Source organism: Actinocrinis sp. (genome assembly GCF_035938995.1).
GTDB lineage: Bacteria > Actinomycetota > Actinomycetes > Streptomycetales > Catenulisporaceae > DASZGI01.
The window spans coordinates 1-3,986 of sequence record NZ_DASZGI010000069.1 but is presented as its reverse complement, the minus strand read 5'-3'; the positions used below and the strand labels follow the sequence as shown (position 1 = coordinate 3,986).

Below are 3,986 nucleotides of genomic sequence, written 5' to 3'. Positions count from 1 at the left end.
CGAACTCGGCGTACCGGCTGATGACGCGCCAGATCATTTCCTCGCGGCGCTGGTCGATCTCCAGCACGTCGGCCCGGAAGGACTCCTCGAACAGGCTCTGGTTGCGCAGGTCGTACCACAGCCGGTGCATCGGCGCGTCGGTCCGCAGCGTCTGCGCCATCGCCGCGCTGAAGTCCCGCTCGAGCTCGGCGGCCGACGTCGCGCAGGCCACGATCTCGTCGTACCGGGTGACGCAGGCCGCCTCGTACTGGCGCACGCAGTGCGTGAGCAGGTCGTGCTTGTCGCTGAAGTAGTAGTGCAGCACGCCGTGCGAGAACTGGGAGTTCTGCGCGATCTCGCGCAGGCTGGTCCGCGCGTAGCCGAGCTCGGCCAGCGTCTGCAGCGCCGCGTCGGCCAGCTGAGCCCGCCGTTCGGCGAACTTGTCGACCTGCCGCCGCGATACCCGCTCCCGGTTCGACTCGGTCGGGCGATCGGCCACATGGGCCACGTCGGTCACAGCGGCCGTCCCGTCAGCTCGCAAGGCCCGCACCGTGCGAGCCAGAAACTAACTGTATCGCGGGGACTCGCCCCGGCCCAGAAAGAACTTGACAATCGTCCAAGAAACTCTTGACGACTGTCCAAATTTCGTTACGCTTTGACCTACGTCGCACGACCCGGCCAGGAGGAGATGCAGCATGAGCGTGTACGACTTGACCGGCCGCAAGGCCCTGGTCACCGGCGGGGCGCGCGGGCTCGGCGCCGGGATGGCCGAGGCCCTGGCCCGGGCCGGAGCGGCCGTGGTCATCGGAGACATCCTGGAGGACCTCGGCCAGGCCACCGCCGACGAGCTCAAGAAGTCAGGCGCCACCGCGGCGTTCGTCCCGCTCGACGTGACCGACGATTCGAGCTGGGAACGGGCCGTCTCCGCCGCCATCGGCGAACTCGGCGGCCTGGACATCCTGATCAACAACGCCGGGGTCGAGATTTCCAGCCTGGTCATCGACCTGGACCCGAATGACATCCGCAAGATGCTCGAGGTCAATGTCCTCGGCACCTCGCTCGGCCTCAAGCACGCCTTCCGCGCCATGCGCCCCGGCGGCCCGGCCGGCCGCGGCGGCGCGGTCGTCAACATCGCCTCGGTCGCCGCCACGATCGCCTTCCCCGGCATCGCCGTCTACTCTGCCACCAAGTCCGCGGTCGACCGGCTGACGCGGGTGGCCGCCACGGAATCCGGCAAGCTGGGTTACGGAGTCCGGGTGAACTGCATCTACCCGGGCCTGGTCCCGACCGAGATGGGCAACCAGCTCGCTCAGGACATGGTGACACTCGGCCTATTCCCGAGCCTCGAGGAATGTGTCGGCGCGGTAGTGGGCCTCACCCCGCACGGTCGCCTCGGCGAGGTCGCGGACATGGCCGACGCCGTGGTGTTCCTCGCCTCGGACGCGGCCCGCTTCATCACCGGCGCGGGCCTGCCCGTCGACGGCGGAATGGGCATTTGAGGGAAAGGACCAAGCCATGAGCAGCGACAAGCCCGTCATCGTCTACGGCGCCTCCGGCTACACCGGCCGCCTGGTCTGCGAGTACCTGCGCGAGTTCAACCTGCCGTTCGTCGCCGCCGGGCGCGACAAGGCGCGCATCCAGGACGCCCTCGACCGCGTGCCCGGCATCGACACGGTGGAACACGAGATCCTCGAGGTCGCGCACGAGGTCGGGCCGCTGACCGAGCTGTTCGGCGGAGCCAGCGTCGTCTGCAACACGGTGGGCCCGTTCGCCCAGTACGGCGGCGAGGTCGTCCGGGCCTGCATCGCCGCGGGCTGCCACTACCTGGACACCACCGGAGAGCAGGACTGGCTGATCGACTGCGACGAGCAGTACGGCAGGCCGATGGCGGACAAGGGCCTGCTGCTCGCCCCGGGCATCGCGCAGATGTACACCACGGGTGAGATCGCGGCCAGCATCTGCCTCGAGACGCCGGGCCTCGACACGCTCGACATCCTGGTGTTCTGGAAGGGCATGCCGACCATCGCGTCGACCCGGACGATCCTCGTCAACGCCTGCCTGTCCAAGGCGTACTACCTGGAGCAGAACCGGTACGTCGAATGGCCCGCCGACGCCGGCCTGTACGACGTTGTGGTCCCCGGCCAGCACGAGACCGGCCTCGCGCTGCCGTGGGGCGGCACGTCGCATCCGGTGTGGTTCAAGCGCGACCCGCGCGTGGCCAACGTGAAGGTGCTAGGGGGCGTCTTCAACCGGGCGCTGATGCAGGGCGTGCCGCAGATCGTGACGGCAGTGCTCGGTCAGATCGAGGGCCTGCCCGAGAGCGAGAAGCTCCGGGTGCTCACCGAGCAGGCCGCGAACGTGATGAACCAGATGCCGCCGAGGGAGGCCACCCGGATCAACACCTCGCTGGACTCGGTGCACGCGTCCGGTCCGCTGGGCCGCGCACACTGCGTCATCCACGGCAACTCCAACTACAAGCAGACCGGCCTGCTGCAGGCGTACGGCGCCTACTCGCTGTTGCAGCAGCCCCCGAAGCGCGTCGGCTTCGCGTCGGGCTGCCAGGCGTTCGGCCATCGCGACCTGCTCGGCGTGCTGCGTACCTTCGGCCTGGTGATGGAGCCGACCCTCACCGTGCAGAGCTAGGGCCACGCGTGCGCCTGACCGACTATCTCGACAAGGGAGCCTCTCTCGGCGCACAGGCACCCTGCCTGACCACGGCCGGGCGCACGCTGTCCTACGGCGAGGTGCAGGAGCTGTCGTTCAAGATCGCCCGCGCGCTGGACTGGTCGGGAATCCGCCCCGGCGATAAGGTCGCGATCCTGTCGGCGAACGACCCGGTCGCGTTCAGCTGCGTGTTCGGCATCGCCCGGGCGGGCGCGGTGTGGTGCCCGGTCAACCCGCGCAACGAGGCGGCGGAAAACCGTGAGCTGCTCGACTTGTTCGACTGCTCGTGCCTGATCTTCCAGGCCGCCTTCGCCGCGCTGGTCACCAAGATCCTCCCGGACCTGCCGAAGCTCACCACCCTGGTCTGCCTGGACGGCAACGGCGATGCGCCCGCGGTGCCCCAGGCCACCTCGTTCGACCGCTGGCTGGCCGACCTGCCCGCCGGGCCGTGGCAGGCCGAACCGGTCGATGACGTCGTCATGCTGGTCGGCACCGGGGGAACCACAGGCCGCCCCAAGGGCGTAATCCTCACCGGCCACAACATGGAGACGATGTCCGCGCTCACGCTGATGAGCTACCCGTTCGGCCCGCGCCCGAGGTACCTGGCCCTCGCGCCGCTGACGCACGCGGCCGGCGTGCTGTGCTTCCCGGTCATGACGCTCGGCGGCGAGATCGTCATCATGCCCAAGCCGGACCTGACCGAATTCCTGGCCCTGATCGAGCGGCACAGGATCACGCACACGTTCCTGCCGCCGACGCTGATCTACATGCTCCTCGACCATCCCGGCCTGGCCTCGACCGACCTGACCAGCGTGGAATGCCTGTGGTACGGGGCGGCGCCCATGTCCGCCAGCCGCCTTGAGGAGGCCCTGGACCGGATCGGGCCGGTGATGGGCCAGCTGTTCGGCCAGTCCGAGGCGCCGATGATGATCTCCACCATGGCGCCTGCGGACCACTTCCGCGCCGACGGCTCGCTGGCGCGCGAGCGGCTGTCCTCGGCCGGGCGTCCCACTCCGCTCACCGTGGTCGCGATCATGGACGACGACGGGAAGCTGCTCGGCCCGGGTCAGCGCGGCGAGATCGTGGTCCGCGGGCCGCTGGTGATGGCGGGCTACTACAAGAACCCGGCCGCCTCCGCCGAGGCCGGTCGGCACGGCTGGCATCACACCGGCGACATCGCCTACCTCGACGACGACCAGTATCTGTTCATCGTCGACCGCGCCAAGGACATGATCATCACCGGCGGCTTCAACGTCTACTCCGCCGAGGTCGAGCAGGTGCTCCTGGCCCATCCCGCGGTCCAGGACTGCGCGGTCATCGGGCTGCCCGACGAGAAGTGGGGC

At 69.1% G+C, this 3,986-nt stretch carries 4 protein-coding genes; 3 read left to right on the top strand and 1 reads right to left on the bottom strand.

Features of this window, described 5'->3' with window-relative positions:
- Window positions 1–496: TetR/AcrR family transcriptional regulator (locus VGZ32_RS04470; protein ID WP_326884519.1), on the bottom strand; the 496-nt coding region annotated here is incomplete at its 3' end.
- 178 nt (window positions 497–674) lie between these two features.
- On the opposite strand from VGZ32_RS04470, the gene VGZ32_RS04465 reads away from it, so the two are divergent.
- The 3 genes from VGZ32_RS04465 to VGZ32_RS04455 all read left to right on the top strand — a co-directional run.
- On the top strand, window positions 675–1,478 hold the full coding sequence (locus VGZ32_RS04465) for an SDR family NAD(P)-dependent oxidoreductase (RefSeq protein WP_326884518.1): 804 nt from the start codon (window positions 675–677) through the stop codon (window positions 1,476–1,478).
- 16 nt (window positions 1,479–1,494) lie between these two features.
- Window positions 1,495–2,622: a DUF5938 domain-containing protein gene (locus tag VGZ32_RS04460; RefSeq protein WP_326884517.1), complete on the top strand. Its 1,128-nt coding sequence runs from the start codon at window positions 1,495–1,497 to the stop codon at window positions 2,620–2,622.
- Window positions 2,623–2,630: 8 nt separating this feature from the next.
- On the top strand, window positions 2,631–3,986 hold a 1,356-nt coding region (locus tag VGZ32_RS04455; RefSeq protein ID WP_326884516.1), incomplete at its 3' end, for an AMP-binding protein.